Consider the following 4,399-nt stretch of genomic DNA (forward strand, 5'->3'; position numbering starts at 1 on the left):
CCACGGCCCTACGTCTGGACCAAAACCGCCGACCAAATCCTGGAATCCATCGCCAACTACTGCCGACGAATTAATGATTCAGGACACTAGGGCCGGAGCCGCGTCCGGTCGCGCAAGCAGCGTCAGTTGCAGACGGCGCCGATGGCCGCCGAACCCACCAGCTTGCGGTACTTGGCCAGCACACCGGTGGTGTAGCGCGGCGGCGGGGGCGTGAAACCCTCGGCGCGGGCGGCGAATTCGTCCGGGTCGGACAGCACGTCCAGGGTCGCGTTGGCCACGTCGAGGCGGATCTTGTCGCCGTCGCGCAGGAACGCCACCGGCCCGCCGTCCACCGCCTCGGGGGCGATGTGGCCGACACACAGCCCCGTCGTCCCGCCGGAGAACCGGCCGTCGGTCAGCAGCAGCACGTCCTTGCCGAGCCCGGCGCCCTTGATCGCACCGGTGATGGCCAGCATCTCGCGCATTCCCGGCCCGCCCTTGGGGCCCTCGTAGCGGATCACCACGACGTCACCCGCGCTGATGGTGCCGTCCTCGAGGGCATCCAGCGCCGCTCGCTCGCCGTCGAAAACCTTTGCCGTGCCCTCGAACACGTCGGTGTCGAAGCCCGCCGACTTGACCACCGCGCCCTCCGGCGCCAGTGATCCGCGCAGGATGGTGATGCCGCCGGTCGGGTGGATGGGGTTGGTCAGCGCGTGCAGCACCTTGCCGTCGACGACCGGAGGGTTGAGCTCGGCGATGTTCTGCGCCATCGTCTTTCCGGTGACGGTCAGGCAGTCGCCGTGCAGCAGGCCGGCTTCCAGCAGGGTCTTCAGCATGACCGGCACCCCGCCGATCTTGTCGATGTCGAACATGACGTGCTGGCCGAACGGCTTCACGTCGGCCAGGTGCGGCACCTTCGCGCCCACCCGGGAGAAGTCGGCCAGGCTCAGCTCCACCTCGGCCTCACGGGCGACCGCCAGCAGGTGCAGCACCGCGTTGGTGGAGCCGCCGAACGCCATCACCACCGCGATCGCGTTCTCGAACGCCTCCTTGGTCAGGATGTCGCGGGCGGTGATGCCGCGCCGCAGCAACTCCACCACGGCCGACCCGCTGCGCCGGGCATAACCGTCGCGGCGCCGGTCCGCCGACGGCGGGGACGCGCTGCCCGGCAACGACATACCCAGCGCCTCGGCCGCACTGGCCATGGTGTTGGCGGTGTACATGCCGCCGCAGGCGCCCTCGCCCGGGCAGAAGGACCGCTCGATCTCGTCGACGTCCGCACGCGACATCAGCCCACGCGAACAGGCGCCGACCGCCTCGAAGGCGTCGATGATCGTCACCTCGCGCTCGGTTCCGTCGGAGAGCTGGGCGTAGCCGGGCATGGTGGAGCCCGCGTAGAGGAACACCGCGGCCAGATCCAGCCGCGCTGCGGCCATCAGCATCCCGGGCAGCGACTTGTCGCAGCCGGCCAGCAGCACCGAGCCGTCGAGGCGTTCAGCGCACATCACGGTCTCGACGCTGTCGGCGATCACCTCGCGGCTCACCAGCGAGAAGTGCATACCCTCGTGGCCCATCGAGATGCCGTCGGAGACCGAGATGGTGCCGAACTCCAGCGGGTAGCCGCCCGCTTCGAAGACGCCCTCCTTGGCGGCCTTGGCCAACCGGTCCAGCGACAGGTTGCACGGGGTGATCTCGTTCCACGATGACGCCACCCCGATCTGGGATTTGGCGAAGTCGTCGTCGCCCATGCCCACCGCCCGCAGCATTCCGCGGGCAGCGGTCTTCTCCAGGCCGTCGGTGACGTCGCGGCTGCGGGGCTTGATGTCCACGGAGTCAGGCATCCGCTCAGTATGCCGGTCGGCGGTGAGCGGACAAAACGAATAAATACCCCGCGGGGGTATCGGCTAAAGTGGCCACATGAGATCAGCCCTCGCCGTCGTCGTCGCGCTCGTCGTCAGCATCGCCGCGGCCGGCTGTCACCGCTCGTCTCCGGCGCCCGAGCAGCAGGAATCGAGCAGTTCGGCGGTGGCCAACACCGGCAGCCCCGGCGACATCGCCTTCCTGGAGGACATGGTCGTCCACCATCAGCAGGCGCTGGAGTTGACGGCCATGGTGCCCGGGCAGAGCACCGACCCGGCGATGGTGACGCTCGCCGAACACATCGCCGCCCAGCAGCGTGTCGAACTGCAAGGCTGCCAGGCACAACTGCTGCAATGGGATGCGCCCGACAGTGCGCCCGGCGAGAACGACAGCGCCACCGACAAGCACGACATCCCCGGCATGGTCGATGAGGCCACCATGGACAAACTGCGCAGCCTGCGCGGCCCGGAGTTCGACAGGCTCTGGCTGCAGTCGATGATCTCCCACCACCGTGGTGCGCTGAAGATGGCGCACAACGAGATCGAACACGGTCAGAGCCCCGAGGCGATCAGCATCGCGCGGTCGCTGGCGGTGCGGCAACAGGCCGAGATAGATCAGATGAACCAACAGTTGGGGACGCTATGACCACCGATGCCCCCGGGTACTCCCCGCGGAAGGACAACTACGCCAAACGACTGCGCCGCATCGAGGGCCAGGTGCGCGGAATCGCCAAGATGATCGACGAGGACAAGTACTGCATCGATGTCCTCACCCAGATCAGCGCGGTCAACAGTGCGCTGCGCTCGGTCGCGCTCAACCTGCTCGACGAACATCTGGCACACTGCGTCACCGGGGCCGTCAGCGCCGGTGGGGATGAGGCCGACGCGAAACTGACCGAAGCCTCGGCCGCTATCGCGCGGTTGGTCCGTTCCTGACCCGCGCGCCGTTACCATGTGACCCGGCAGTTCCGGGGGCGGCGACGCGCCACACACCACTGGACGCTGCCGCCACACCATGACTGTCGAAACTGGTAGAACCCGAATCGGTCCGTGGACGCCGCGGATCACGGCGCAGTTGGCGATTCTGGCCGCCGCCGCGTTCATCTACGCCACCGCCGAGATCCTGCCGGTCGGCGCGCTGCCGGCGATCTCGGCCGGCTTGGGCGTCAGCGAAGCGCTGGTCGGCACCCTGCTGGCCTGGTATGCGGTGGTGGCTGCGGTGACGACGATTCCGCTGGTGCGCTGGACGGCGCACTGGCCGCGCCGCCGGGTGCTACTGGTCACCCTGGTCTGCCTGACCACCTCGCAGGTGATCTCGGCGATGGCCCCGAACTTCGCGGTGTTGGCCGGCGGCCGAGCGCTGTGCGCGGTCACCCACGGATTGATGTGGTCGGTGCTGGCGCCGATCGCCACCCGGTTGGTACCGCCCAGTCATTCCGGCCGGGCGACGACGGCGATCTATGTGGGCACCAGCCTGGCGCTGGTGGTGGGCATCCCGCTGACATCGGCGATGAGCCTGCTCTGGGGCTGGCGGCTGGCCGTCGTGGTGATCACCGTGGCCGCGGCGGCCATCACCGTGGCAGCGCGCTTCGCGCTGCCGGCCCTGGTGCTCAGCACCGACCAGCTGGCGCTGGTGGGGCGCCATCACTACCGCAACCGCCGGTTGTTGGGGGTGAGCACGCTGATGCTGATCGCCGTCACGGGCCACTTCGTCTCCTACACGTTCATCGCGGTGCTCATCGAAGACGTGGTCGGCGTTCCCGGAGCCCGGCTGGCCTGGCTGCTGGCCGCCTTCGGGGCCGCCGGCCTGGTCGCGATGTCGCTGCTGGCCCGACCGCTGGATCACCGTCCCAAGGCGGTCACCGGCACCTGCATGGCCGCGCTGTCCGCAGCGTTCGTCGTCCTGGCCGCGCTGTCGATCGGCGGCCACCACACCACCGGGGCCGCGGTGGCCGGCGCCGCGGCGATCGTGCTGTGGGGCGCCATGGCGATGGCGGTGTCGCCGATGCTGCAGTCCGCGGCGATGCGCACCGCGCCCGACGATCCCGACGGGGCCTCGGGGCTGTACGTCACGGCGTTCCAGGTCGGCATAACCGGCGGCTCGCTGGCCGGCGGGTTGCTGTTCGAATGGGCCGGAACGTCGGCGATGCTGAGCGCGTCGGCGCTGCTGGTGGGCGTCGCGGCGGTGGGCGTGGCGGCGAGCAAACACCTCTTTGTTGTTCCCTGACGGGTAGGGCGCGGTAACGTTCGCCACTATGCGTGCCGTCGAAACCCCAGTTCAATAGCGCGTAGTCCCCTCTTTCGGGGTGTTTTCCACTCGCTACACGAGTTAGCTGACAGTCCTGCTATGCCACACTTGAAACCAAGCTTTGTGACCGGAGGTACACGCATGTCGGGATGGAAGCTCGCGGGTATCGGAGCCTGGGTGTCCACCGCGGGAATGGCCGCAGTGCTCACGCTGGGTTGCGGGGCGGCGCTGGCCGACCCACCGCAACAGCCCGGCGACCCCGCGGCGGTCGATGCCGGCCCGATCGACCCGGCCGTCCCGCCCGCCCCCGCCC

At 69.0% G+C, this 4,399-nt stretch carries 4 protein-coding genes; 3 read left to right on the forward strand and 1 reads right to left on the reverse strand.

The genetic code is table 11. From position 1 onward, the window contains the following. Positions 1 to 122 precede the first annotated feature (122 nt). Positions 123 to 1,820 (reverse strand): dihydroxy-acid dehydratase, encoded by a 1,698-nt coding sequence (gene ilvD / locus AWC24_RS04855; RefSeq protein ID WP_085082603.1) that lies wholly within the window; start codon positions 1,818 to 1,820, stop codon positions 123 to 125. A gap of 76 nt (positions 1,821 to 1,896) precedes the next feature. On the opposite strand from ilvD, the gene AWC24_RS04860 reads away from it, so the two are divergent. The 3 genes from AWC24_RS04860 to AWC24_RS04870 all read left to right on the forward strand — a co-directional run bounded on the left by AWC24_RS04860 (position 1,897) and on the right by AWC24_RS04870 (position 4,065). After that, positions 1,897 to 2,484 (forward strand): DUF305 domain-containing protein, encoded by a 588-nt coding sequence (locus AWC24_RS04860; protein WP_085082605.1) that lies wholly within the window; start codon positions 1,897 to 1,899, stop codon positions 2,482 to 2,484. After that, on the forward strand, positions 2,481 to 2,774 hold the full coding sequence (gene ricR, locus AWC24_RS04865; RefSeq protein ID WP_083037131.1) for a copper-sensing transcriptional repressor RicR: 294 nt from the start codon (positions 2,481 to 2,483) through the stop codon (positions 2,772 to 2,774). Before AWC24_RS04860 ends, ricR begins: the two co-directional genes overlap by 4 nt. Positions 2,775 to 2,853: 79 nt before the next feature. Beyond that, positions 2,854 to 4,065 carry an MFS transporter gene (locus AWC24_RS04870; protein WP_083037132.1) on the forward strand — a complete coding sequence of 404 codons (1,212 nt, stop codon included), beginning with the start codon at positions 2,854 to 2,856 and terminating at the stop codon, positions 4,063 to 4,065. The last annotated feature ends 334 nt before the right edge of the window (positions 4,066 to 4,399 follow it).

This window comes from Mycolicibacter senuensis (assembly GCF_002101885.1).
GTDB classification, from domain to species: Bacteria; Actinomycetota; Actinomycetes; order Mycobacteriales; family Mycobacteriaceae; genus Mycobacterium; species Mycobacterium senuense.

Bases quoted from the DNA above. Each gene is read 5' to 3' on its own strand.
- ilvD (WP_085082603.1), bottom strand. From the start codon at position 1,820: ATGCCTGACTCCGTGGACATCAAGCCCCGCAGCCGCGACGTCACCGAC.
- AWC24_RS04860 (WP_085082605.1), top strand. From the start codon at position 1,897: ATGAGATCAGCCCTCGCCGTCGTCGTCGCGCTCGTCGTCAGCATCGCC.
- ricR (WP_083037131.1), top strand. From the start codon at position 2,481: ATGACCACCGATGCCCCCGGGTACTCCCCGCGGAAGGACAACTACGCC.
- AWC24_RS04870 (WP_083037132.1), top strand. From the start codon at position 2,854: ATGACTGTCGAAACTGGTAGAACCCGAATCGGTCCGTGGACGCCGCGG.